Source organism: Luteitalea pratensis, assembly GCF_001618865.1.
Taxonomy (GTDB): domain Bacteria; phylum Acidobacteriota; class Vicinamibacteria; order Vicinamibacterales; family Vicinamibacteraceae; genus Luteitalea; species Luteitalea pratensis.
In genome coordinates, this window is record NZ_CP015136.1 from 921,784 (window position 1) to 944,156 (window position 22,373).

General features: G+C 67.3%; 19 protein-coding genes and 1 pseudogene. 11 read left to right on the plus strand and 9 right to left on the minus strand.

Going from position 1 to position 22,373, the window contains the following annotated elements; genetic code table 11:
- Positions 1–52: 52 nt before the first annotated feature.
- Positions 53–1,336, plus strand: coding sequence for a vanadium-dependent haloperoxidase (locus tag LuPra_RS03990; protein ID WP_157898710.1), 1,284 nt, complete (start codon positions 53–55; stop codon positions 1,334–1,336).
- 67 nt (positions 1,337–1,403) lie between these two features.
- On the opposite strand, the gene LuPra_RS03995 is transcribed toward LuPra_RS03990, so the two are convergent.
- The 4 genes from LuPra_RS03995 to LuPra_RS04010 form a co-directional block, all read right to left on the minus strand.
- The gene (locus LuPra_RS03995) at positions 1,404–1,742 is read right to left on the minus strand and encodes a PIN domain-containing protein (RefSeq protein WP_110169555.1); all 339 of its coding nucleotides are present in this window, start codon (positions 1,740–1,742) and stop codon (positions 1,404–1,406) included.
- Positions 1,739–2,968, minus strand: a complete 1,230-nt coding sequence (locus tag LuPra_RS04000) for a TolB family protein (protein ID WP_110169556.1) — start codon at positions 2,966–2,968, stop codon at positions 1,739–1,741. The genes LuPra_RS03995 and LuPra_RS04000 overlap by 4 nt, the downstream gene beginning before the upstream one ends.
- Before the next feature lie 9 nt (positions 2,969–2,977).
- Positions 2,978–3,571, minus strand: coding sequence for a hypothetical protein (locus LuPra_RS04005; protein WP_110169557.1), 594 nt, complete (start codon positions 3,569–3,571; stop codon positions 2,978–2,980).
- 127 nt (positions 3,572–3,698) lie between these two features.
- Positions 3,699–4,118 carry a hypothetical protein gene (locus LuPra_RS04010; RefSeq protein ID WP_110169558.1) on the minus strand — a complete coding sequence of 140 codons (420 nt, stop codon included), beginning with the start codon at positions 4,116–4,118 and terminating at the stop codon, positions 3,699–3,701.
- 309 nt (positions 4,119–4,427) lie between these two features.
- On the opposite strand from LuPra_RS04010, the gene LuPra_RS04015 reads away from it, so the two are divergent.
- Positions 4,428–5,891 carry a winged helix-turn-helix domain-containing protein gene (locus LuPra_RS04015; protein WP_110169559.1) on the plus strand — a complete coding sequence of 488 codons (1,464 nt, stop codon included), beginning with the start codon at positions 4,428–4,430 and terminating at the stop codon, positions 5,889–5,891.
- Between the two features lie 275 nt (positions 5,892–6,166).
- Positions 6,167–6,370, plus strand: a complete 204-nt coding sequence (locus tag LuPra_RS04020) for a hypothetical protein (protein ID WP_110169560.1) — start codon at positions 6,167–6,169, stop codon at positions 6,368–6,370.
- 145 nt (positions 6,371–6,515) lie between these two features.
- Here the strand turns inward: LuPra_RS04020 and LuPra_RS04025 are convergent, their stop codons facing one another.
- Entirely contained in the window at positions 6,516–6,743 is a 228-nt protein-coding gene (locus LuPra_RS04025; protein WP_110169561.1) for a LexA family protein, read from the minus strand.
- Positions 6,744–7,213: 470 nt separating this feature from the next.
- Between LuPra_RS04025 and LuPra_RS32940 the strand changes: the two genes are divergently transcribed.
- The 3 genes from LuPra_RS32940 to LuPra_RS04040 all read left to right on the plus strand — a co-directional run bounded on the left by LuPra_RS32940 (position 7,214) and on the right by LuPra_RS04040 (position 8,686).
- Positions 7,214–7,495 carry a hypothetical protein gene (locus LuPra_RS32940; protein WP_234800714.1) on the plus strand — a complete coding sequence of 94 codons (282 nt, stop codon included), beginning with the start codon at positions 7,214–7,216 and terminating at the stop codon, positions 7,493–7,495.
- Positions 7,496–7,988: 493 nt separating this feature from the next.
- Entirely contained in the window at positions 7,989–8,255 is a 267-nt protein-coding gene (locus LuPra_RS04035) for an antitoxin (protein WP_110169563.1), read from the plus strand.
- Positions 8,252–8,686 (plus strand): type II toxin-antitoxin system VapC family toxin, encoded by a 435-nt coding sequence (locus tag LuPra_RS04040; protein WP_110169564.1) that lies wholly within the window; start codon positions 8,252–8,254, stop codon positions 8,684–8,686. Before LuPra_RS04035 ends, LuPra_RS04040 begins: the two co-directional genes overlap by 4 nt.
- Before the next feature lie 49 nt (positions 8,687–8,735).
- On the opposite strand, the gene LuPra_RS04045 is transcribed toward LuPra_RS04040, so the two are convergent.
- A complete protein-coding gene (locus tag LuPra_RS04045; protein ID WP_110169565.1) occupies positions 8,736–10,007 on the minus strand; it encodes a DUF418 domain-containing protein in 1,272 nt (423 codons plus the stop codon).
- Between the two features lie 355 nt (positions 10,008–10,362).
- Positions 10,363–10,962 (minus strand): hypothetical protein, encoded by a 600-nt coding sequence (locus tag LuPra_RS04050; protein WP_157898713.1) that lies wholly within the window; start codon positions 10,960–10,962, stop codon positions 10,363–10,365.
- Positions 10,963–11,124: 162 nt separating this feature from the next.
- On the opposite strand from LuPra_RS04050, the pseudogene LuPra_RS34235 reads away from it, so the two are divergent.
- Positions 11,125–11,421 (plus strand): annotated as a pseudogene (locus LuPra_RS34235) (winged helix-turn-helix domain-containing protein); the annotation flags it as partial.
- Between the two features lie 1,527 nt (positions 11,422–12,948).
- Here LuPra_RS34235 and LuPra_RS04075 read toward each other — a convergent pair.
- Entirely contained in the window at positions 12,949–13,752 is an 804-nt protein-coding gene (locus LuPra_RS04075) for an inositol oxygenase family protein (RefSeq protein WP_110169568.1), read from the minus strand.
- Between the two features lie 60 nt (positions 13,753–13,812).
- Here LuPra_RS04075 and nadA point away from each other — a divergent pair, with 60 nt between their 5' ends.
- Positions 13,813–14,943, plus strand: coding sequence for a quinolinate synthase NadA (nadA, locus tag LuPra_RS04080; RefSeq protein ID WP_110169569.1), 1,131 nt, complete (start codon positions 13,813–13,815; stop codon positions 14,941–14,943).
- Between the two features lie 93 nt (positions 14,944–15,036).
- On the plus strand, positions 15,037–15,633 hold the full coding sequence (locus LuPra_RS04085) for a superoxide dismutase (protein ID WP_110169570.1): 597 nt from the start codon (positions 15,037–15,039) through the stop codon (positions 15,631–15,633).
- Positions 15,634–15,771: 138 nt separating this feature from the next.
- Here LuPra_RS04085 and LuPra_RS04090 read toward each other — a convergent pair whose 3' ends face one another.
- On the minus strand, positions 15,772–17,460 hold the full coding sequence (locus LuPra_RS04090) for an amidohydrolase (protein ID WP_110169571.1): 1,689 nt from the start codon (positions 17,458–17,460) through the stop codon (positions 15,772–15,774).
- Between the two features lie 77 nt (positions 17,461–17,537).
- Between LuPra_RS04090 and LuPra_RS04095 the strand changes: the two genes are divergently transcribed.
- Positions 17,538–19,004, plus strand: a complete 1,467-nt coding sequence (locus tag LuPra_RS04095; RefSeq protein ID WP_110169572.1) for an FAD-binding oxidoreductase — start codon at positions 17,538–17,540, stop codon at positions 19,002–19,004.
- Positions 19,005–19,170: 166 nt separating this feature from the next.
- On the plus strand, positions 19,171–22,317 hold the full coding sequence (locus tag LuPra_RS04100; protein ID WP_110169573.1) for a DUF7133 domain-containing protein: 3,147 nt from the start codon (positions 19,171–19,173) through the stop codon (positions 22,315–22,317).
- Positions 22,318–22,373: the final 56 nt, after the last annotated feature.

The window sequence follows — 22,373 nt, forward strand, 5'->3', positions numbered from 1 at the left end:
GGCCAGGCAGTCGTGCCGACCGGGCGAGCCCGAGTTGCCGAAAGGTGTGATCATGACCACGCGCATCAACGCCTGCGTGTCTGGCAAGTTGGCTGTCAAGTTTCTGGTGGGCATCCTGTCCCTGAGCGCACCGGCTGTGGTCAGGGCCGACGTCGTCGTGGACTGGACCGTCATCGCCGGCAACACGGCCGGGGGGGTGAACGGCGGTGCACGGAACATGGCGGTCGTGTCGCTGGCCATGTTCGAAGCGGTGAACGCCATCACCGGTGATTACGAGCCGTATCTCGGCACGGTCAGTGCGCCGGACGGCGCATCACCCGACGCAGCAGCCGTGGCGGCTGCGTATCGTGTGCTGCGCACGTATGTCACCGCGCCGGCCACCGTCGCGGCCCTGGATGCCGCGCGCGCGGCATCGCTGGCGGCCATCCCCGCTGGGCAGGCCAAGGACGACGGCATCGCGGTCGGCGAAGCCGCTGCCGCGGCTGTCATGACCCTCGCTGCCAGCGACGGATCGTCGCCGGCGGCGTTCTTCGAGCCGCTGCCCCCCGCCACCGGCGCGTGGCAGGCGACGCCGAGCTGCCCGGTCAGCGCGGCGACGGGCCTGCGCGTCGGCATCTCTTACCAGGTCGCGAACATGAGACCGTTGGCCATCCCGAGCCCCCGGGCCTTCCGGCCGGAGCCCCCGCCGGCGGCCGACAGCTACCGCTACTACATGGCCCAGCGCGAGGTGATGACCGTGGGCGGCGTGGCGAGCACCGAGCGGCCCGCCGATCGTACGGATGTCGCGCGGTTCTACAACGGCATCGGCAACACCTTCGGCGTGCGATTGATCGCGCCGCAGCTCGCGCTGGCCCGAGGCGACGGCCTAGCGCAGAACGCGCGCAACTTCGCCCTGATCGCGATGGCCGTCAACGACGCCTTCATCGCCTCGTTCGAGGCCAAGTACCACTACGGCCTGTGGCGGCCGGAAACCGCGATTCGCGCGGGCGGGGACGACGACAATGGGTGGACGGCGGGCGATACGTCGTTCATGCCGCTCATCACGACGCCCTGCTTTCCCAGCTACCCGTCGAACCACGCCAGCGGCAGCAGCGCCAGCCTCGAGATGATGCGGCGGCTGTATGGCGAGGCTGGGCACGATCTGACGCTGGAGAACCCGGCACTCCCGGGCGTGGTGCTGCACTACGGGGCGCTTCACCAGATCCTCGCAGACGTCTCGGACGCGCGCGTCTACGGCGGCATCCATTTCCGCTTCGATCAGGACGCCGGCGAACGTCTTGGCCGCGAAGTGGCGACGTTCGTCGAGAAGGCGTACCTGCGGCCTGTGCACCCGTAAGCGTGTGCCAGTGACTTGCCACAAGCCTGCCGGAACTGCATGGCGACGCGACGTGCATGCGATGGCTTCACGAGCGCGTGCGAGCGCCGGCAGGCCACACTTGCAGCCGGTCGCCGCTGCGGTTCATCAAGACCTGGTCGAAGGTCGCAATCACGACATCCGGCCCGATGGCGTCCTGCCACACCAGCGCCGACGCGAGCTGAACCGCGCCGCATCCGCGCAGTCCGTGTTCCCAGGCCAGGCCATCGGCTCGTGTGACGAGGACCTCGGTCCAGGGGATCCTGACCAAGTCGGGCCCCTCGCCAGCGAAGCGTCGATGGGCGTTCTGGCCCGCGTCGGAGCTCAACGCATTCAGGCGCACGGCGCGGGCCAGAGCTGCGGCGCCTTCCAGCCCATCACCCTTCATCGCCGCGTGATGAACAGATCGAACGTGTCACGACCGTCGGCGGCGCTGACGGGTTGCCGCGACAGGAAGGCGATGTGCCTGCCATCGGGGCTGACGGTCGGATAGGCGGCGCCCTCCAGCCAGGGGAGTTCGCTCGTCGCGACGTTGACGCGCGCGACGGTGGCGGTCGTCCGCTCCCACACGAAGATGTCGCCCAGCAGGTTGATGTCCGCGCCGCAACTGGGAAGGTCGCGCGAGTCGCAGGCCATGTTCGTCGCCGTGGACTCGAAGATCACCCGGCTGCCCGTCGCGTCGATCGCGGGCAGCTTGCTGACGCCGTTGGCTTCCCGCCCTTGCGCCGTGATGCTTACCAGGTGCCGAAGGCCGTCACCGATGTGTTCCACGTACACCTGCGCTCGCGCGACGTCCATGCTGCCGGGGCGCGTCGGTCTGGGTCTCGAGACGTATGCGATCCATTGCCCATCGGCCGAGAGCGCCGGCGCGAAGACGTCACCTTCGGCCAGCTGCGCGGCCGCCGGACCCACGGTTCGAGACACGTTGGGGCCGATCACCCGAATGACCTGAGGCGCGCCAGGGTGCAGGCTCGTGACGAACGCCACGACGCTGCCATCCGTGCTCACCGTCGCGGCGTATCCTTCGCCGACCTCCTGAACGTCACCCGGCGCGTCCAGTGACACCCGGTAGACGTGCGACCGCTGGCCGGGTGTGGCATCCACCGGTCGCGCGTCGAAGACCATGACCCGGCCATCGGCCGAGAGCGCAGGGCGAGCACTCGTGTTCGGGCCAGCGCCGGCCATCGCAGCGATCCGGCGCAGCACGTTCGTGCTCCTGTCGAGGACGAAGACATCGGTCGTGACCGGCGGGTCGCCCTCGACCAGGTCGGTCGCGTCCGATTCGAACACCACCCGCTGGCCGTCACCAGACACGCGTGGACACCGGCTCGAGCCTCGGCCTGCATTTCCAGCGGGATTGCGCGACACGAGCATCACCCGGTTGGTCGAGCGCTCCAGCAGGTACACGTCCGGCTTGCCGTTCTGGTCTGCGGGATCGAGCGATACGTGCGCCTCGAAGGCTACGCCTGCGCCATCCAGCGACAACGACGGCGGGCACGGCCGAAGGCCCACTTCCGAGGGAACGCTCGTGGGAACCACGACATAGCGTCCCGGCATCCCGGGCATCAGCCCGGAGACGAGCGAGGCGGCAGCGAGGGTGAGGATGGCGCGCATGCTCGCTCCTCACCGTGGCTGGACTTGCTTCGCGACCAGTTGGCCAACGAGCACGGCCCGTGCGGTCTCGAAGGTGCCGGATGCGCGCCGCACCGAGTGGTCACCCAGCGCATGCTGGTTGGCGGCATTGACCCCGTCGAGCCGCTCCAGGATGTGCTCCACTTCGTGGGCGACCAGCTCCGGGAGGCGCCGGCCACCCGGAATCGCCACCGTCGCATCCACGGAGCCATCGTGCAGCACGGCGATCGTGGTCGCCGCGTGCGCGTCGCCGCCGATCTGGTTGGCGTGGACCAACTCGATCCGGATTGACAAGCGCGGGAACCGTTCCAGACGCTGCCACTGACGGCGGAAGGCTGGCGACCTGCCCAGGAGGTCGTCGACGAGGCCTTGCAGCTTGGCATCCACCACCACGCGGGCTGTCACGGCGCTCGCGGCTGAGCTCGCCCCGACGACCTCGGGCATGAGCAGATCCAGCGTCGTCAGCGAGTCGCGCGCCGCCCCTCCGTCGGGCAGCACTGGTTGGGCGACCGCGGTGCTACTGCCGAGCAGAATGCCTAAGACGAGGCCCGCGAGCGCCCTTCCCCCACCAATGAGTTGTGACATGCGCCGACGCTAAGCGCCGGGGCATTTGCATGTCCTTTGCAGAGGTGCAGGGAGTTCAGAGGATTACGTGAGAAAACGCAAGCCCTTGTCTTTCAATGGTTTGGCGTGACGCCAGTTCCGCGGGGAGCTACTTCCAGCCGGTGGACTTCCGCAGGAAGCGGGCTGGGATGGCGGGCTTGGCAGCGGCCTCGGGCTCCTGCACGCCGGCTGGTTCGCCCGATGCGGCCTGGATCTCGCGCTCGAGTTCCTCGTCGTTGGGCAGGCCGGCCATCTGGTCGACGAAGACCAGCGACTGCTGCGACGGGATCTCGAACCGCTTGCCACACTCCGCGCACGTCAGCTCGTCCTCGACGCGCAGGAGGTAGTCCCGCAGCTTGGCGAACTTGGCGCGGTCCTGCTCGTCGGCGCCGCCGGGCAGGCGGTCCTTCTTCGAGCGCCGCACCCAGCGCACGCTGTACTCGTTGGTCCGCTTGCATCGGGGGCACTGATGGCGGGCCTTGCGGGTCTCGGGTCGCTCGTTGAAGAAGGCGCGCTCGTCGAGGGACATGCGCCGATGGTAACGCCTAACGCCTAACGCCTAACGCCTGACGCCTGACGCCTGACGCCTGACGCCGGTCGACCAGGGTCGACCGCTACACCACAGAAGGGTATGGGCGTCGAGAGAGGGGTGTAGGCGTCGAGCTTGCTCGACGCGTAAAGCGCTCGAGGCCTCCGAGCCCTATCCAAGCCCAGGTGCCTGGCGGTGGGGCAACCTCGGCCAAGGCTGAGTAGAATACGACGCACTCCCGTTCTGTTGCCGCGCGTCCGCCCTTGCGCGGCGAGTTGGCACCTGGGCGCGTCGTTCGAAGGAGCGGACGTGACGCACGAGATGGCCAACCCGTTGTCGGAGGCAGTCGTGCGATCGCCCGGCATAGAGGTGTATGCCTTCGGCCCGATCCGCGTCGACGTCGCGCGCCACATCGTCTTGCGCGACGGGCAACCTATCGCGCTCGCGCCCAAGACCTTCGAGTTACTGCTGATCCTCGTGCGTAGCGGCGGCCGCGCGCTATCGCGGCAGGAACTGGTCGCGAAGTTGTGGGCCGACACATTCGTCGAGGAGGCCAACCTCTCGTTTCAGATCTCGACGCTCCGCCGGGTGCTCGGTATGGGCGCCGAGCTGTGGATCGAAACGGTCCCGAAGGTGGGGTACCGGTTCACGCCGGAGGTGACACGCGAGGCGCCAACACCCGCGACTCCACCCCCTGCCAGGATGCTGCCTGGGGAAGGAGATGAAACCACCCCTGCGCCGACATTGCTGACGCCAGACGGGATCTCGACCCGGCGACGATGGATGTCTGCCAGCGAATGGAGGAAGGGGACTAGATTTCGCGCGCTGCATGTTCTGGCTTCGCTCTGTGCCGCGTTGGCGGTGGGGCTTGTCGCACTGGGGATGGTGTACGACCGCGAGCGACAGCGGAGCCAGGACCTGAGACAACTGGCGGCGGAGACCTTCTTCCAAACGCGCGAATTGGACGCCGATCTTGCCAGACTCCGCCGAAGCGGAGCTTCGTCGAACACCCTTGTGCGTTCCTCGTATCGACTGACGAAGCTCGAGGAGTCGTACGACCGCTATCTGGAGCTCATCGGCACGTATGCAGGGAAGACACAGGCCGAACGGTCGGTCATGCGCATGGCTCGCCGGCTGGGGGAATCGGAACTGGACGTGTCCCCGGGGTTCCATGCGCTTGCGATGCAGTACGTGGAGGAGTGGCGCGCCGATGCGCCACTGCTGCGAGCCGCGCTCGATCGTGCCCGCGAAGGTAATCTGTTGGAGCTGGTGTACAAGGCCCTCGATGAGCGAGGGCTTCCGAGGGAGTTGGCCCTGATTCCACTCCAGGAAAGCGATTTCGACATCGCGTGGGTCGGAGCCCGGAGGCCCCGCGGTATATCCAAGGGCATGTGGGGGTTCATTCCCGATCTCGCGACGAGGTACGGTCTGGCCCTGGGGCCCCTTCACAACGCTCCGATCTACGACGCCCTGGACGAACGGCACGACCCTGTGCGTTCAACCGACGCCGCGGTGAGCCATCTGGCGGATCTCTATTCGAGCCCGGCAGCGGCTTCCGGGCTCCTGGTCATTGCCGCCTACAACTACGGCCCGGGCAACGTCATCAACAAGCTCAACGAACTTCCCGATGATCCGCGTGATCGCAACTTCTGGAATTTCTACAGGCACAAGTGGATGTCCGATGAGGCATTGGACTATGTGATGTCAGTCTTCGCGGCGGCACTCATCTGCGAGGATCCCGCGCTGTTCGACATACCCATCGAACGGCCTTGAGGCTGGAACCATCACGATGCCGTGGGCGTGGCCTGGACACCTGACGGACGCTCACTCATCGTCGGCAAGCACGATGACGCGCTGAGTGACATCGTCCTGATCGAACTGCGGCCCTGACTGCTGCTTTCGTCCCAGAGCGGCGGTTAACGCCTGACGCCTGACGCCTGACGCCGGTCGACCAAGGTCGACCGCTACACCACGGAAGGGTGTAGGCGTCGAGCTTGCTCGACGCGTAAGGTCGACGCTCGAGGCCTCTGAGCCCCAACCAAGCCTCAGTGCCCAGGACGCTGTTCCGATTCGATCCTGCCAACCTTGGCATCGCCTGTGTGCCCCTCCGGTGCTACGACATCTCGCCGGACGGCCGGCGGTTCTACGCCGTGCAACGTCGGCCGCGCCAACCTCCGCCGCCGGTCACGCACGTCGGCCTCATCACCAACTGGTTCGAGGAACTGCAGGCCAAGGTCCCCTCACGTCGGTAGTGTCACGATGGGCCCCTGACGGAACCCGTGAGCATTCGGTTGCGAAAGGACTCGTGCATGACACCGATCTTATGGTTGCCGACCCCTTGCGATGACGTCGGGCGGTGCGTCGTCCTCAGCGGCAGTCGCTTCGCCCACCTGGGCGTCACTCCAGATCGGGCAACTGCGCGCGCGTGAGCCTGAGGCGGATCGATCGGGGCCTCCCCGGCTCACGGTCGACGAAGCCACGCTCGTGCAGGGTGACGATCATCTGGTGCACCACGGGCGCTGTCACCCCGAAGTACCGTCGCAGGTCGGCCTCTGACGGCGAGACGCGATGAATCTTGGTGTAGTAGTGGATGAACGCGAGGTACTGCCCCTGCTTCGCCGTCATCGGTCGTGACGAACCGGTGACGCTTGAAGTTTCCCCCTCGGTCGGTTCACCACTCCTGCTCGGGTCTGGCGTCGCAGGCGGCTTCGGCATGAAGCACAGGATCCGTGACCGACGCCGTCGATCGCAATCGTGGAGTGGAGTGTTCGCCGCGTCGATGGCTGACGGCAAACGCATCCTGTTCAACGCGGCGCCGCGAGCCACCGGCGGCCTCTTCCTGCTCGACGCGGAAACCGCCCGCGCAACCCGCCTCGAGACGGGACCCGGGTACGTGCTGGAGGGGAAATGGTCGCGCGACGGGCGGTGGATCTACTTCTCCCGGCAGACCACCGAGGTGATCGACGATGCCAACGTCTGGCGCATGCCGGCGGGCGGCGGCTTCGCCGTGCAAGTCACGCAGCGCCGTAGCAGCGCCGCGCAGGAGTCGCCCGACGGTCGCTGGCTTTACTTCACGCGCCAGCGAGATCTGGCGTATGCCCCTTGGGGGTGGCCCGGAGGAGCACGTCGCGTCAGGCCTGATGGGCGTCCTGAACCTCGTCGTCGGACGCAGGCACCTCTACTTCCCTGCCGCCGGTGCGGGATTCGGCACGATCGACGCGGTCGATCTGCGCACAGGGACACAGACGACGATCGCCAGGCTGGGAAAGCCGGTCGGTGGCGGGCTGGCGCTGTCACCGGACGAGCGCACGCTGCTCGTGCCCCTCGTCAACGCCGAAGGCAGCGACCTGATGCTGGTCGAGCCGGTACAGCACTGAAGGCGCCGGGTCTCTGGGCTATCCGGGTCCGCGGGTCCCGGCATTGCCGGGCCATGCCTGCAATCCGCTTGCCTCGGCGGCGTTCATCAACACCTGATCGACCGTCGCGAAAACGACATCCCGCCCGATGGCGTCCTGCCAGACCAGCGCTGACGCGAGCTGAACCGCGTCGTATCCGCGCAGTCCATGCTCCTGGCCAGGCCATCGGCTCGTGCCACGAGCACCTCGGTTACGGGAACCCTGACAAAATCTGGCCACTCGTCGGCGAAGCGTCGTTGCGCATGCCCCGGCGACTTGGCTCAACCCGCCAAGGCGCACGGCCCGGGCAAAGGCCGCGGCGACCTCCACGCGACTGACCATCGATGTCGCGGCCGCACGGCCCATGTGTGGCGCGCCTCTTGTTCGGCGTTGCCGTTCGCCGTTCTCGCTCCGGCCGCGCGTCGGAGCGTTCGGGATGCCATGACATCACAGTGCCAGATGCTATGATGACGCCATGCGGACCACGGTACGCCTCGATGATGTGCTGCTCGAGCGCCTGAAGGCCCAGGCGCGGGCCGAGAAAGTGAGCCTCACGCGCATGCTCAACCGCGCCCTGAAGGCGGGGCTCGATGCAGGAGGCGCGCGCAAGCGACCGCGACGGGCCTATCGGGAGCGGGTGCACGCGATGGGCGTTCCTCGCGTCGCCCTCGACAAGGCGCTGGCGATGGCCGCCGCGCTCGAAGACGAGGAAGTCGTCCGCGAACTCGCGACTCGCAAGTGAAGATCGTCGACCTGAACATCCTGCTCTACGCCATCAACGCCGAGGCGGCCCAGCACCAGAGCGCGCGTCAGTGGTGGGAGCGCACCGTCAACGACGGCGAGGAGGTGATCGGGCTGCCATGGGTGGTCCTGCTCGGCTTCCTGCGACTGTCCACCAATCCCCGCGTGTTCCCGCGCCCGCTCACGCCCGATGCCGCGGCAGCGAAAGTGGACACATGGCTCGCCCTCGACAACGTCCGTGTCGTGCGGGAGAAGGACGAGCACTGGGAAGTCCTGAAATCGCTGCTGGCCACCAGCGGCGCCGCGGGGAATCTCACCACCGATGCGCACCTCGCGGCCCTCGCGCTCACCCATGACGCCGTGCTGGTGTCGAGTGATACGGACTTCGCGCGCTTCAGGGGCCTGAGGCTGGAGAACGCCTTGCGGGGCTGATCCGCCTTCACGTTCCGCGAGCTTGGCCTGCCGACCGCGTCTCCCGTCGTCAGCCCGCCGGGGCGACCAGCGGGTCGTCGTGACCAGCCCGGGCCACGCGCCGCATCGGCTGTCGTACCCCGTACGTCAGCGAGCGCCACAGCCACTCGAGCGGCCCGAAACGGCAATGCGCGAGCCAGATCGGGCTGATCACGAGCTGGACGGCCCAGATCGCGAACACGACGTAATAGAGCTGGTGGCGCGACAGGTGGCCGTACAGGCCGAATCCGAAGCTCCGGAAGACCAGCATGCAGACGATCGAGTGCGAGACGTAGTTGCTCAGCGCCATCTGGCCCACGGCGGCCAGGCCCCGCTGCAGCCAGCCGAGGATCCCGGCGTTGCAGAACAGCATCAGCAGGCCCACGTGCCCTGTCGTCATCGCCAGTCGGCCGAGGTCGTAAGTCACCTCGGCCTGCACCCGCGCCAGCGTATGGAAGTGGTACGTCAGCAGGTGTCGTACCTCGAAGAGGTTCACCGTCAGGCCTATACCGTACCCGAGCACGACCATCCACACGTACGCGCCGCGCGGATGACCGAGGTGCAGCAGCCCGAGCTTGAACAACGCCATGCCGATCAGCATCAGCGACCAGACATCGAAGAAGTACCTGTACTGAAACCAGCTCTCGTGGTGCGCGACGGTCGGCGCCTGGAACGCGACGACGGTGGCATACGACCCTCGCATCGACTCGAGCGTGTCCCGGATCTTGTCCGCGTCCGGATTCATCTCGTCGACCAGTGCCGGCCAGGCCTTGAGGGCCTTGGTCTGCGGGCGCGTCAACGTCGCCCCAGCGGCCTGTGCCGCCCGTGCCTCCTGGTAGGCCGTGTGCTTCTTGATCGCGTTGTACGCATCGAGCTGGTTCCATGCCGCGCCGACCAGCAATCCGCCGAGGGCGAAGGCGAACAGCGTGCGCGGGGTGGCCTTGCGGAACGCGTAGACGAACGGCGCGGTGGCTCCGTAGAAGAACAGGATCTCGCCGGTCCACAAGAGCAGGTACCCGTGCACGATGCCGAAGACGATCAGCCACAGGTTGCGTCGGAAGAACACGTGCGACGCGTCGCCACCCCGGGCGTCGATGCGCTCGGTGAGCAGGAGGACGCCGGCGCCGAACAGCAGCGAGAAGAGCCCGCGCTGTGTGCCCTCAAACAACATGCTCGTCGCAATCCACGCCCACAGGTCGGCACCGGTAGCGCCGCCGTAGATGTGCGGCACCGAGTACGCGAACGGCATGCCGAAGGACGTGATGTTCATCAGCAGGATGCCGAACAGGGCGACCCCGCGCATCACGTCCAGCGTGATCAGGCGTTCGTCCGTCCTGCTGCAGTGGTGTCTGCGCCGCACTCATGGACGTCCCTTCACCGATGAGTCACGCCGACGGCCCACGCCGGTACGGGCGGCCCGAAGAACTCCGCGCCGCGGAGCATGAGTTGTCGTGGTGAAGGGCAGTATGGCTGCTACGGCCGGGCTGTCAAGGCTCGGGCCCAATGGCGTGTCGTCGCGCTGTCCGACGGCCGACGGCCGACTGACGAAGGCCGAGACCCCCCAAAAGGCGCGCCGTGAGGCGGCCCTCTGCGCTTGGCGTTCTACGTTCGACGGTCGTCAGCCGACTACCGGATGCTGAACGGTCCACGATCTCTCGTCACCAGCACAGTTCGCGCACGCGTCGCGAGATGTACGCCGGGGAGGGAGGGCTCTCGCCGAGTCCCAGGGTATGGAGGACCTCGTGCATCACCAGCACTCCAGCCTCGACGGGGCTGTGTCCTGCAACGTCTGCGAACGCGGCGCCACACAGATGCACGACGCGGCTCCCAGGCATGGTGACTGCCAGCACGGATTTGCGGCAGGCGGGGAGGGACCCGCCATCGACGAAGACTACCGTGCGCACGTACTCCTGCAGAGGCAGCTTGAGCGCATTCAGCCGGGCGGTCAGCGGCGGCTGGCCCCCGTCGACGAATTCCGATAGCACCCGCTGGCACCTCCGCGTCGCCGCCTGCGTCGATGCGATCTGAAGCGCAGACTCGGCCGCCCTCCTGACGCGGGTGTCGGCGATGTAGACCCTGGACCCCGCCGCTGTCGACCCTGGCGAAGCCCGGCTCACGTCGCTCGCGACTGTCCCAGCCGCCGGAGATGCAAGCGCCAGGCTCGCCGATGCCTGTCCAAGGGCGGGCACGGCGCGGACCAGGAAGAACAGCAGGATCGAGCAGCAGAAGGGCCGTCCGAAATGCGGATGTGGACACATGCGTCCACGCTCGGCGGTCGCGCGTGCGGCGTCTTGACGGGCTTGCTGAATTTCGCCTCGCTCGTCGCTGAATTCGTGTGAGGCCTCGGGCGCCAGTCATGCCACGAGCCCGTGAGGGTGCTCACGGCCGAGATCGGGCATACTGCGCGGGACGAGCAATCGATGCTGCGCGTGGGTTCGGGAGGTGACTTCCGCCTGGGCGGGTGGCTGGCGCAACCAGCCCAATGCCGGCTGTCGAAGGACGGCCGGACCGTGCAGGTGCGCGCGAAGGTCATGGACCTGCTCACATACCTGGCCTCGCGGCAGGGGCAGGTCGTGCCGAAGGACGACCTGCTGAACGACGTGTGGGGCTCGCAGTCGGTCAGCGAGTCGGCCCTCACGCGCACCGTGACCGAACTGCGTCATGCCCTCGGTGATGACGCCGACCATCCGCACCTGCTCGAGACGATTGCCAAGCGCGGCTATCGGTTGATCGCGGAGGTCGAGTACGTCGAGACCGGGACTCGTGAACCACCAACCGCGTCGACGGCTCCGGCAGGCTCGACGGCGGGACGCTCCGCGCGGACGGTGCCGGTGTCGGTCGCCCTTGTGGCGGCACTGCTGGTCGCCCTCGGCCTGCTCGCCGCGGCGCCGTTCGTCGCGCGCTACGCGTCCGCCGGACGGACCGCCGATGTGCCCGCGCCGTTGCAGGTTCGCGTCCCCGAGCTTTCACGCACCGACCTCCTGACCAGTGGGCCAGGACGCGAGTTCGCACCAGCCATCTCGCCCGACCGCAACTGGGTGGCCTACGTGGCGGCCGGCCCGACCGGTCGTACCGACGTCTGGGTGCGATTCGTCGGCGGCGGTGATGCCTACAACCTGACCGCGTCCGCGGACCTGGACATCACAGCCCACATGGGCATCGGTGGGCTCGCCATCGCCCCTGAGGGCAACCGCATTGCGGTCATGGCGAAGCGCCGAGGCAGTACGGCCGCGTTTGCCACGTGGGAGGTTCCCGCGCCGTTGCCAGGCGTCCCTCGCAAACTCCTCGACGACGGCATGCTCGGCACCCGCTGGTCTCCAGATGGGCGCCGCATCACGTTCATAAAGGCTGGCTCGTCGGCAGGCGACGCGTTGTGGGTAGCAGATGCTGACGGCACCAGCAGACGGGAGATCATCCCCGCCGACGCCGGCATCCACATTCACTGGCCAGCGTGGTCCGATGATGGGTACGTGTACTTCATTCGAACGCGATCGACGATAGCCAACCTGGACCAGTCGGACATCTACCGCATTCGCGTCGATGGCGGAACCTCGGAACCCGTCGTGACCACGCCGCGCCGGGCAATGTTTCCGATGGTCGCGCCCGGTAACGGGGGCATGTTCTTCGCGAGCGATGCCGCGTCCGTGGATCTCGGCCTGTACTGGCGACCGGCAGGAGGCGGGACCCCCGTTCCCATTACACGTGGCATCGGCGACTACTCGGCGGCGAGTCTTTCACTGGACGGCCGCGCAATCGTGGCCACCCACGAAGAGCTCCGTCAGTCGCTCGTTCGGCTCACACCCGCAGGGACTGGCGTCGACGAGCAGCCAGTCACCGATGGCTACTCGGGTGATCTGGATCCGACGATCTCGCCGCGAGCCAACCGTCTCGTGTTCAGCTCGTCGCGCGGCGGCAGACGCTGGATCTGGAGTTCCGAGCTGGACGGAACGCAGCCACGTCCACTGACGTCCGGTGATGCCCTCGATCAGTGGCCGTCGATGTCGCCTGACGGCGCGACCGTGGCCTTCGTGTCGGATCGCGGCGGCCGTCGCGGCATCTGGCTGATCTCGTCCGAGGGGCCCCTACTCTTGGGATGGCGAGCGACGTTCGAAGGCCGACGGCCGATTGACGAAGGCCGACAACGCGAAAGGCGCGCCGTGGTGGCGCGCCCTTCTGCGTTCAGCGTTCGACGTTCGGCGTTCCGGGTTCCGCGTTCAGGAGATGGACGGCTCGGAGAGCCGTCCCTACCAACGAAGCTTGCCTGGCACGAACTCGTCGATCAGGTCCTTGTAGTACGGCGTCAGCTCGGTCACGTTCGGGCGCGCGTCGCCCTTCGAGTAGAGGTCGAACCTGTTGAACGCCTTGACCCATTTCATGCACTCACGGTCGTTCTCGTTCGTGAGGTGCGTGTAGGCGCCTTCCTTGTGCCACGGATAGAACGAGTGATACCGGAGCGCATACAGGCCGCCCTCCGGGATGTGGTTCTTGAACACGTGGTAGATGTACTCGTCGTGCCCCCACGAGAGGTGCACGTTGGCCAGCCCGCAGTGCTCCTCATAGATGCCGTTCTCGGTCATCAGCTCCGGCTTCTTCGAGTCCGGGTTGAGCTCGAAGAACTCCGGGTACACGCACTTGTCGGAGTACTTGCACCCGACCGGGAAGGTGTCGCCGACGACCGCCCACTGCGGCTCTCCCCACAGGCACAGCACCTTGCCCAGGTCGTGGACGAGGCCCGTCAGCTGGAACCAGCGCGGCTGCCCGGCGGCGCGGACGGCCTCGGCCGTCTGCATCGCGTGCTCGATCTGCGTGAAATCGACGTCCGGGTCGCTGTCGTCGACGAGCTGGTTCATGTACTCCAGCGCCTCCCACACGGTCATCTCCATGCGATGGAGCGAGAGGTACTCCTTCTTCTTGCCCAGTACGAAGTCCAGCGTCTGGTTCGTATGGTTGAGACGGTAGAACTCACGCACGCTGCTGCGCGCCTCGGCGGCGTAGTTTCGGAACTCTTCCGGCTTCTTGCCTTCGCCGGGATGCGTCGCTTGTGCCATGACTCCTCCTGAACGGACAGGGAATCAGTATAGACCGCCAGTGCTACGATTCGATCAGCCATGGATGTCAAGGTCCTGACCGATTACGAGCAATCGAGCCTGTCGCAACGGCAGCCGCTGCCGGACCGCTACCTGGGGCTCGGACTCGAGGAGATGGATCAGCGGATCCGCGCCGCCAAGGCCGCCCTGGGGGACCGCCTCCTCATCCTCGGACACCACTACCAGCGCGACGAAGTCCTCGTCCACGCCCACGTCATCGGCGACTCCTGGAAGCTCTCGCGCGAGTGCAAGGCGCGCCAGCAGGCCGAATACGTCATCTTCTGCGGCGTCCATTTCATGGCCGAGAGCGCCGACATCCTCGGCGCCGACCACCAGAAGGTCTCGCTCCCCGACCTCGCGGCTGGCTGTTCGATGTCCGACATGGCCGACATCGACCAGCTCGAAATCTGCTGGCGCGAATTCGAGGCGATGGGGATCACCGACGTCGTGCCGGTCACCTACATCAACTCGTCGGCGGCCATCAAGGCGTTCGTCGGTGAGCACGGTGGCACCATCTGCACGTCCGGCAATGCCCGCGCCACGCTCGAATGGGCATGGGCGCGGGGCCGCCGCATCCTGTTCATGCCCGACCAGCACCTCGGGCGGAACACTGCCTGGAAGATGGGCGTGCCGCTCGAGCAGATGGTGGTCTGGGATCCGGAGGAGATCGGCGGCGGTCACACGCCCGAGTCGCTCGCCGACGTGCGCCTCCTGCTGTGGAAGGGACACTGCTCGGTCCACACGCGATTCACCGTGGCGCAGATTGCGAACATCAGGAAGCAGTACCCGGGCATCCGCGTCATCGTGCACCCCGAAGTGCCGCTGGCCGTCGTCCAGGCCGCCGACGAGTCGGGCTCCACCGAGTTCATCCTGAAGCGGGTACGCGAATCCGAACCGGGATCGGTCTGGGCGGTCGGCACCGAGGTTCACCTGGTGAACCGCCTCGCCAACGAAGTCGCCCCCGCCAAGACCGTCGTCACGCTCGACCAGTTCGGGTGCCTCTGCTCGACGATGTTCCGGGTCTCGCCCAACCACCTGCTCTGGGTGCTCGACGGCCTCCTCGAGGGCGTGGTGCACAACCAGATCATCGTGCCCGAGGCCACCAAGCACTGGGCGCGGGTGGCGCTCGATCGGATGCTCAGCATTCAGTAACTCACGTCTCAAGTCTCAGGTCTCAAGTCTCAGGGAAGTGTGGCCTGAGCCTAAGACCTGAGACCTGAGACCTTCCCAGGAGCGTTGCCACTCATGCCCTACGAACTTCCGCCGCTGCCCTACGCCCACAACGCGCTCGAGCCGTTCATCGACGAGCAGACGATGCAGATCCATCACGGCAAGCATCATCAAACCTACGTGAACAACGTCAATGCCGCGCTCGAGAAGTACCCCGAACTCCAGGGCAAGCCGATCGATCAGCTGATCGCCGACCTGAACGCGATCCCGGAAGACATCCGCACGGCCGTGCGCAACAACGGCGGCGGGCATGCCAACCACACGTTCTTCTGGGCGGTCATGGCGCCCAACGCCGGCGGTTCGCCGACAGGAAAGATCGCCGAGGCGATCAACGCCAAGTTCGGCTCCTTCGATGCGTTCAAGGAGGCGTTTGCCAAGGCCGGCACGACGCGTTTCGGCAGCGGCTGGGCGTGGTTGATCAAGAGCGGCAGCGGCGTGGAGGTGACAAGCACGCCGAACCAGGACAGCCCGCTGATGGAAGGCAAGATGCCGCTGCTCGGCCTCGACGTCTGGGAGCACGCGTACTACCTGAAATACCAGAACAAGCGCCCCGACTACATCGCCGCGTGGTGGAACGTGGTCAATTGGGACGCAGTCAATAACGCGTTCTAGGCGCCTAACCGCCTACAGCCTACAGCCTGCAGCCTGCAGCGTACGGGTGACCTGTCTGGAGGTCGCCCGCACGCCCCAGCCTCGCGTTCAGGGCCGTAGCCGCTGAGTTGTAGGCCGTAGGCAGCAGCCTGCAGGCCATCACTCTTCGCGCTTCCCGTCCCACTGCACCCGGCCGCCCACGACCGTCAGTGTCGCCTTCACCGCCCACAGCCGTTCCGGCGGGATCGCGAACACGTCCTCGGACAGCACCACGAGGTCGGCCATCCGCCCGGGCGCCAGCGCGCCCTTCTCCTGGTCCTCGCGGCTGGCAAACGCAGCGTCAACGGTGAAGTGACGCAACGCGGCGGCGACGCTGATGCGGTTGGCGGGATACCAGCCGCCGGGCGGCGTGCCGTCGGGCAACTGCCGCGTGACCGCGGCATGGATGCCACGCATCACCTCCATCGTGAACACCGGGTAGTCGCTCCCGAACGCCTGGACGATGCGGGCGTCGTCGAAACGCGCGAACGCGTCCACCCGTGAGGCGCGTTCGGGCCCGAGCGCGGGCGCAAAGCTCGTGAGCGTGATCGCATCGGGACTCGCGAACATCGCCTGCGTGGAGGCGATGACCCCCAGCGACCGGAAGCGCGGCAGGTCCTCGGGCGAGGGCAGTTCGGCATGCTCGATGCGATGGCGCCGCTCGGACGTCCCGTTCACCGACCGCGCACGCGCGAAGGCGTCCAGTGCCATCCGTATCGCGCGATCGCCGACCGCATGGAGTTCGATCTGAAGTCCGGCCTGGTCATAGGCCACCACCGCGGCGTTCAGCGCCGCCTGATCCCACATCGGCAGGCCGGACTCGTTCGGCCGATCGGCGTACGGCGCCAGCATCGCCGCCGTGTGTCCGTCGACCGTCCCATCCAGCACGCCCTTGACGATCCCGAACGACAGCCATCGATCGCGATGCTCGTCACGGAGGCGGACGAGTTCAGCAAGTCGCTCCGGCGTGACGTTCATCTCGAACGGCATCGCGACCCGCACGCGGATCGGGAGCGTGCCTGCCCGCCCGGCGCGTTCGTAGGCGGCGACTCGCTGGCCAGCAGGGTCACTCGCACTGGCATCCTGCACCGATGTCAGTCCGTAAGTCGCTGCCTTCTGAAGGGTCGCGAGGACGGCGCGGTCCGCGTCGTCCGGGCTCACTGGCGGCAGCAGCCGCTGCACCAGGCTCATTGCCGCTTCCTGCAACAGGCCGGTGGCCTCGCCCTTCGCATCGCGCCCGATGCGGCCGTTCTGCGGATTCGGCGTGTCGCGGGTGATGCCCGCCAGCGCCAGCGTCCGGCCGTTCACGAGGACCTGGTGGCCGTCACGATCGGTAATCAGGACGGGGCGATCCGGGAACGCCGCGTCGAGATGACGGCGATGGGGCTGCAGGCCCGGGAAGTCGGACGGCCCCCAGCCATCGCCCAGCACCCATGCGTCAGCCGGGCCGGTGGCGAACGTCTTCAGCCGCCGCACGATCTCGTCCGCGGTGCCCGCTCCTGTGAGGTCCGCCGTCTGCCGCAGCGGCAGATGCCAGTGCGCGTCGTTGAAGCCCGGCACCACCCGTCGTCCTTGGACATCGATGATGCGCGTCGCCGCAGACGCCATGGCTCGTACGACGTCGCTGTTGGCGACGGTGACGATACGGCCGTTGCGGATGGCAATCGCCTCGGCCTCCGGGCGATTGCCATCGCCGGTCCAGACTTTCCCGTTCAGGACGATCAGATCGGGCGCTTCGGGAGCTTCGGGCCGGCATCCCGAGAGCAGGGCAGTGGCCAGCAGCACGAGCCCTCGGGACCGAAAAGTCATGAGCGAGTCTACACAGGCTGCGCGTGCGTCGAGTCAGGATAGGCTGTAGGTCCCCACACCAATCAAGGATTCCATTGATGAATCTTCACACCCGCCAGAGTCGTCGCCGCTTCATCAACGGCGCGCTGGCGACGACCGGCATGCTGGGGTTGGTGACACCCTTCGATCGGAGCGACGCTCGCGGCAGCAGCCCGATCGATGGCGGCGCCCTCGCGACCTTTCGCGCACAGCTCAAGGGTCGCCTCGTTCTTCCCACCGACGCTGGCTACGAGGCAGCACGACGCGTCTACTTCTGGAATCCCGACACTGAGAAGCGCCCCGCCCTCGTGGTGCGCTGCGCCCATGTCGATGATGTCCGGCACGCGATCGCCTTTGCTCGCACACATGCACTGGAAGTCGCCGTGCGCGGCGGTGGCCACAGTCCAATGGGCTGGGGCACCTCCAATGGCCTCGTCATCGACATGGCGGGGATGAACCTCGTGACCATCGATCCGGCCACGCGAACGGCGCGTGTCGATGCCGGTGCGCTGGGTGGCGAGGTCATGCGACAAGCGGGACGCCACGGGCTGGCTCCAGTCGTCGGTCAGTGCGCCGGTGTCGGGGCTGCAGGGGTGACGCTCGGCGGCGGCCTCGGCTGGCTGTCCGGTCTGCATGGAGCCGCTTGCGACAATCTGCTCGCCGCTCGGGTGGTCACCGCGGACGGCACCCTGCTGTCCGTGGACGCGGAACGCAATCCGGACCTGTTGTGGGGGCTCCGGGGCGCCGGCGCCAACTTCGGCGTGATCACGAGCTTCGATTGTCGCCTTCATTCCCTCGGTCCGGTCACCGCCGGCGACATCCACTATCCGGTTCGAGAGGCGCGATCGGTCCTGCGATTGTTCCGCGAATTCATGGCGGAAGCGCCGGATGCGTTTCAAGCCACCCTCAACCTGACGCCAGGCGAGCGCGGCGTGTTCGTCCAACTCTGTCACGCCGGTGAGAGCGCCGAGGCCGAGCGGTTGCTCCGGTCCCTACGAGCGATTGCAGCTCCAGCCAAGGACATGGTCAGGCGCCAGGAATTCGCCGATCTGGCTGGCAGGCAGCCAACCGGCACAGCAGATGCCGACTTCAGGTGCGTGGCAACCGCCTATCGGCACGAGTTGTCAGACGAGGTCATGAATGTCGTCCTCGACCGCCTCGCCGAGGCACCGGCTTCCACCGTGATCGGCATCAGCCACTACATGCACGGCGAGCTGTGCAGGGTGGCTTCCGACTCCACGGCCTTTCCACTCCGCCAATCGGGAGGCGTTCACATTCGCTTTGGTGCGGACTGGAATGATCCCGGTTTGGCGCAGCGCCTCATGCCGTGGGCCAGCGAAGCGAGTCGCTTGTTGCGCGCCTCGTCTGGCGAACGGATCTACGCCAACTACCAGAGCCATGCCGGCAAGGGCTCAGCCGAGGCTGTCTACGGCAGCAATCACGCGCGGCTGGTGGCCCTCAAGAACACCTACGACCCCAGCAACGTCTTTCGCCGGAACTCGAACGTCGAGCCGACGTCGGCGTGACTGGCCGACGCCGTCAACGCCGCGTTCGGCGCTCAGGACGCCTGCAAAAAGCTGGAATGCTGAAATGCTGACATGCCGAAGACCACCGGCCGCTCTCGACATGCCAGCATTCCGGCATTTCGCATTACGACGGCACGGGGCAGGCTGTAGGCTGTAGGCGCAGCCCATGCCCAGCCGCTCCTTCGATGCCCGCGCCCTTGTCCTCGCCACGGCGATTGCCGTGGCGTTGTTGTCGGTCTCCAGTCACGCGATTCGCCAGGCGCCGTCGTCCGGGGCGCTGCACCTCCAGGTGCCCGATGGCTTCACGATCGAGCGGATCGCCGGGCCGGAGTTGTTGTCGTACCCGATGTTCGGGGTGCAGGACGATCGCGGGCGCCTGTTCGTGTTCGAGTCCACCGAGCCGAACACGATGACCACCGAGGAGATGCTCGCCAAGCCGTCGTATCACGTCCGCGTGCTCGAGGACGCGGACGGCGACGGGTCCTACGACCACAGCACGATCTACGCAGACAAGCTGCCGTTCCCGAAGGGCGGCGCCTTCGTCGACGGTAGCCTGTTCGTTTCGGCCGCGCCGCATCTGCTGCGGCTGAAGGACACCAACGACGACCTGGTGGCCGACGAGCGCGAGATCGTGCTCACGGGTTGGACGCTGAACGTGAACGGCGCGGCACTCGGCGGCCCCTTCCTGGGTCCCGACGGTTGGCTGTACCTCACCGACGCACGCCGTGGCTTCCGGATCACGCGCAAGGAAGGCGACACCCTGGAAGGCAAGGGGGCGCGTATCTGGCGCGTGCGTCCGGATGGCTCCGGGCTGGAGTGGATTGCCGGCGGCGGCTACGACAACGCCATCGAACTGGTGTTCATGCCCTCGGGCGAGACCATCGGCACGATGACCTACTTCATCGACCCGCGCGACGGCGTCCGCGATGCGCTCATGCACTGGGTCGAAGGTGGTGTGTACCCGAAGCCGCACGACGTCATCGCCACCGACAAGCTGCCGCTTACCGGAGACTACCTGCCGCCAATGACCACGTTGGCACGCGTGGCACCGTCGGGGCTGGTGCGGTACCGCGGCGCCGCCCTCGGTGCTGGCTTCCACGGGAACCTGTTCAGCGCCCAGTTCAACACCGGCCGGGTGATGCGCCACATCGTCACCGTGAGCGGAGCGACCTACCGTACCGAGGATCTCCCGTTCGTGACGGCAACCGCTCCGGACTCGCATCCGACCGACGTGCTCCAGGATGCCGACGGCAGCCTGATCGTGATCGAGACCGGCGGCTGGTTCATCAAGGGTTGTCCGCTGTCCCGCGTCGCCAAGCCCGACGTGGCCGGCGGCATCTATCGGATCCGGAAGACCGGCGCCCCGCCCGTGAACGACCCGCGCGGGCTGCAGATTCCCCTCGCGTCGCTGACGCCGGCACGCGTCGGCGGACTCCTCGCCGATCCGCGGCCGGTCGTGCGCGACCGCGCGATCGAGCACCTGGTACGCGTGGGCGAACCTGCCGTCGCCGTGCTTGCGGCAGCGCGCCGGTCGGCATCGGATGTCGAGACGCGCGCCGCGACGGTATTCGCCCTGCACCGCATCGGCTCGTCGTCAGCACGCGAGGCGATCCGAGCGGCGCTTGCCGATCGCGACCCGGGCGTCCGGGTCGCGGCCGCACGGAGCGTAGGCCTGGCGCGAGATGCCGCCGCGCTCCCCGTCCTGTTACGCGCCGTCGTCACCGATGCGCCGGGCGTCAGGCGACAGGCGGCGTTCGCACTCGAACAGATTGGACAACCCGAGGCGGTGCCAGCGCTGCTGAAGGCGTCGCAGGACCCCACCGATCGCTTCGTCGAGCACGCGGTCATCCACGCGCTGAGCGCGCTGCGCGAACCGGCGCCCCTCGTCACGGCCCTGGCATCGGCCTCGCACAACGAACGCCGCGCGGCGCTGGTGGCGCTCGACCAGATGGCAGGCAAGTCGGAGAGCCGGCCCTACCTGAAGCAGGAACACCTGCGGCCGTTCCTCGCGTCCAGCGACGACATGCTTTGGCGGACGGGCATCTGGGCGGCGTCGCACCATCCGGGCTGGTCGGACCTGATCGTGAGCGGCGTACGCTCCCGGCTCGACGCCCTGACACTCACCGAAGCCGATGCTGCGGTGGTGCGCGACGTCATGATCAGCGTGTGCAAGGACGGCGACGTGCAGGCGTTCGTGGCGGGCGGGCTGGCTGGCGCGCACGCCGCGTTGTTGTCCGACGTCATGCAGTCGTGCCCCGTCGCGAAGGTCCCGGCCGTCTGGGTCGACGCACTGCGCACCCAGCTCGCCAGCCAGGACGATGCGGTTCGCGCCCGCGCGATGCGTCTGGTGGCTGCGCGCCGCATCGAACCGCTGGCCGGTGAACTGGCGCGGCTCGCGGCCGATCCGTCGCTGTCGCCGGCGCAGCGGCTCGAGGCCATGGGCGCCCTGGTACTCGTGGTTCCCGCGTTGGACCCGCCTGTCTTCGCCTGGCTGACGGCACAGCTGGACCGTCACGTGTCCGCACACGTGCGCCAGCAGGTCGCGGGCATACTGGCGCAGGCCTGGCTCACCGACGCGCAGCTCGTGACGCTGGCCGAGTCGCAGGTCGCCTCCGCCGATGCCTTCGTCCTGCCACGCCTCGTCACGGCGTTCGATCGCGGGACGAGCGTGCCGGTCGGGACCGCGCTGGTGAGGGCCCTGGAGCGATCCATCGATCGACTGGACGTGCTGTCCGAGCACGATCTCGCGGAGCGACTCGCGAAGTTCCCGGAGCCGGTACCGACCAGCGCGGCGCCGTTGATGATGGCGTTGCGGCAGCGGCAGAACGCGCGACTGAAGCGGCTGGAATCGATCGATGCGGGGCTCGGACGAGGCGACATCGACGCCGGACGACGCCTCTTCTTCGGCAAGGCGACGTGCGCGACCTGCCACGCGGTTGGCAAGCAGGGCGCGGCGTTCGGGCCCGATCTCAGCAACATCGGCGAGATCCGCGCGCGACACGACATCCTCGAGGCGATCCTCTACCCGAGCGCCAGTTTTGCCCGCGAGTACGAGACGTGGCGCGTACGGACGAAGACGGGCGAGAACACCGGCGTGATCAGGGAGCAGTCACCGGACGCGCTCGTCATCGAGACCGGTCCCGGTGCGTCGCTGCGCCTTGCACGCAGTGCGATTGTCGCCGTGGAGCCCGTCGAGTTCTCTGCGATGCCGCCCGGGCTCGAGGCGCTGCTCACGCCGACCGACCTCGCGGATCTGATCGCCTACCTCGAAGCATTGCCCGATTCATTCGATCGCAAGAAGAAGACGCAATAAGGGCTCACGCGGAAGATCACTGACCGTCGACCTAAAGGTCGACGCGTCACACCTCA

Excerpts from the sequence above, each read along its gene's own strand:
- LuPra_RS03995 (WP_110169555.1), bottom strand. The coding sequence starts at position 1,742 with ATGAAGGGTGATGGGCTGGAAGGCGCCGCAGCTCTGGCCCGCGCCGTG.
- LuPra_RS04010 (WP_110169558.1), bottom strand. The coding sequence starts at position 4,118 with ATGTCCCTCGACGAGCGCGCCTTCTTCAACGAGCGACCCGAGACCCGC.
- LuPra_RS04075 (WP_110169568.1), bottom strand. The coding sequence starts at position 13,752 with ATGGCACAAGCGACGCATCCCGGCGAAGGCAAGAAGCCGGAAGAGTTC.
- LuPra_RS04035 (WP_110169563.1), top strand. The coding sequence starts at position 7,989 with ATGCGGACCACGGTACGCCTCGATGATGTGCTGCTCGAGCGCCTGAAG.
- LuPra_RS04100 (WP_110169573.1), top strand. The coding sequence starts at position 19,171 with ATGCCCAGCCGCTCCTTCGATGCCCGCGCCCTTGTCCTCGCCACGGCG.
- LuPra_RS04025 (WP_110169561.1), bottom strand. The coding sequence starts at position 6,743 with ATGACGGCGAAGCAGGGGCAGTACCTCGCGTTCATCCACTACTACACC.
- LuPra_RS03990 (WP_157898710.1), top strand. The coding sequence starts at position 53 with ATGACCACGCGCATCAACGCCTGCGTGTCTGGCAAGTTGGCTGTCAAG.
- LuPra_RS04050 (WP_157898713.1), bottom strand. The coding sequence starts at position 10,962 with ATGTGTCCACATCCGCATTTCGGACGGCCCTTCTGCTGCTCGATCCTG.
- LuPra_RS04085 (WP_110169570.1), top strand. The coding sequence starts at position 15,037 with ATGCCCTACGAACTTCCGCCGCTGCCCTACGCCCACAACGCGCTCGAG.
- LuPra_RS32940 (WP_234800714.1), top strand. The coding sequence starts at position 7,214 with ATGCCCCTTGGGGGTGGCCCGGAGGAGCACGTCGCGTCAGGCCTGATG.
- LuPra_RS04005 (WP_110169557.1), bottom strand. The coding sequence starts at position 3,571 with ATGTCACAACTCATTGGTGGGGGAAGGGCGCTCGCGGGCCTCGTCTTA.
- LuPra_RS04095 (WP_110169572.1), top strand. The coding sequence starts at position 17,538 with ATGAATCTTCACACCCGCCAGAGTCGTCGCCGCTTCATCAACGGCGCG.
- nadA (WP_110169569.1), top strand. The coding sequence starts at position 13,813 with ATGGATGTCAAGGTCCTGACCGATTACGAGCAATCGAGCCTGTCGCAA.
- LuPra_RS04090 (WP_110169571.1), bottom strand. The coding sequence starts at position 17,460 with ATGACTTTTCGGTCCCGAGGGCTCGTGCTGCTGGCCACTGCCCTGCTC.
- LuPra_RS04000 (WP_110169556.1), bottom strand. The coding sequence starts at position 2,968 with ATGCGCGCCATCCTCACCCTCGCTGCCGCCTCGCTCGTCTCCGGGCTG.
- LuPra_RS04045 (WP_110169565.1), bottom strand. The coding sequence starts at position 10,007 with ATGCGCGGGGTCGCCCTGTTCGGCATCCTGCTGATGAACATCACGTCC.